The following is a 1,840-nucleotide window of genomic DNA, read 5'->3' as shown; positions in this document are numbered from 1 at the left end:
CGCGGGTGTGGCTGGTCGGAGACTCGCACGCCGAGCAGTGGCAGGCCGCCGTCTTCCCGATCGCGCGCGCGGAGGGATGGAACCTGACCATCAGCTCCTTCTCCGGTTGTCCGCCGGCCGACGTCGCGTTCGTCGGCTTCGACGCGCTGTGGGGGCCGGTGGACTACGAGCGCTGCCGGAATTGGGCCGGCGCGCTCTCGGAGGAGATCGTCGCGGACCCGCCCGACATGGTGGTCACCGCGATGGCGGCACGACAGCAGCTCGTCGATGATGGGAGCGGACGATCGCACGATGACCAGTTCGTCGAGGCACTCCGTGGTACCTGGGGTCGCTGGATCGACGCCGGCGTCGCGGTCGTCCCTATCGCGGACACCCCGTTGAACGGTGACGTCCGCGACATCGACTGTCTCCTGCTCAATGCGCAGTCGCCTGTCGACTGCGCGGTTGCGCGCCCCGTCGCGCTGCCCCCGGATCCCGTCGCCCTGGCGTCGCTGGAACCGCGGGCGGGGTTGTGGCCGATCGACATGAGCCCGCTGCTCTGCGACGACGCCGTGTGCTTCGCTGCTGTCGGAGGGGAGCCGGTGTTCTACGACGCGGATCATCTGAGCAGCGCCTACGCGGCCACGCTCAGCGACAGGCTCCGCATCACGCTCGATGAGGCACTCGCCGCCCCTCCGACGCCGCGCGGATGACGCCGGTCCGGGCCGTGGGTTAGGGTGGATCGGAAGTCTCCGCCCACCCGAATCGGTGGAGACGACCGCCGTGTGACCGAGGTTTTCCGCGTGCCCACAACGAGGCCAGCCACCGCGCAGCACCGTGCCGGCTATCGAGCCGACATCGATGGGCTGCGCACTCTGGCGATCGTGCTCGTCGTCGTCTACCACGTGTGGTTCGGCCGGGTCTCCGGCGGTGTCGACGTCTTCCTGATGATCTCCGCCTTCCTCCTCACCGGCTCGCTGACGCGCCGGGTGGTGGCGGGGACCCCGCTGTCGCTGCCGCAGTTCTGGAGCCGACGCTTCCGTCGGCTCGTCCCGGCCGCCGCCGTGACCCTGCTCGCTGTCCTCGCCGCGAGCGCCGCGTTCTTCCCGCCGACCCAGTGGACGCGGATCTGGAATGAGACCTGGGCGAGCCTCTTCTACGTGCAGAACTGGCAGCTGGCGTTCTCCGAGGTCGACTACTACGTCCGCGACAGCTCCGAGACGAGCCCGCTGCAGCACTTCTGGTCGCTGTCGATCCAGGGGCAGGTGTTCCTCCTCTGGCCACTGCTCATTCTCCTGGTCGCGCTCATCCTCCGCCGCCGTCGCGACCTCATCCGTCCTGCGCTGATCGGCGTCTTCCTCGTCATCTTCGTCTGGTCGCTGTGGTTCTCGGTCATCGAGACCCGGTCCGACCAGGCGTTCGCGTACTTCGACACCCGGACGCGGCTGTGGGAGTTCGCGGCGGGCTCGCTCCTGGCTCTGCTGCTGCCGTTCATCCGTCTGGGCGTCGTCATCCGCGCCGTGCTCGGCTGGGGTGGTGTGGCAGGCATCGTGCTCTGCGGCATCCTCCTCGATGTCGGCGGACGATTCCCCGGCTATCTGGCCCTGTGGCCGGTGCTCTGCGCCGCCGCGGTGATCGTGTCCGGGGCGGGTGATGCGCGCGGAGGGCCCGCGTCGTTGCTCGCATCGAAGCCGATGACGTACTTCTCCGGTGACGCCTACGCGCTCTACCTGGTGCACTGGCCGATCCTCGTCACGTGGATGGTCGTGTTCGACATCGACCGAGTCGGACTCGGGGCCGGGCTCGTGATCATCGTCGGCTCCCTCGTCGCCGCGCGCCTCCTCTCGCGCTTCGTCGAGGC

At 69.1% G+C, this 1,840-nt stretch carries 2 protein-coding genes; both read left to right on the top strand.

From position 1 onward, the window contains the following. On the top strand, window positions 1–692 hold a 692-nt coding region (locus tag KZA10_RS13950), incomplete at its 5' end, for an SGNH hydrolase domain-containing protein (protein WP_306300824.1). 90 nt (window positions 693–782) lie between these two features. Beyond that, on the top strand, window positions 783–1,840 hold a 1,058-nt coding region (locus tag KZA10_RS13945; RefSeq protein ID WP_218683178.1), incomplete at its 3' end, for an acyltransferase.

This window comes from Microbacterium sp. BF1 (assembly GCF_019279095.1).
GTDB lineage: Bacteria > Actinomycetota > Actinomycetes > Actinomycetales > Microbacteriaceae > Microbacterium > Microbacterium maritypicum.
Note: the sequence above shows the minus strand (reverse complement) of the source record. Positions and strands in the feature narration are given on the sequence as shown.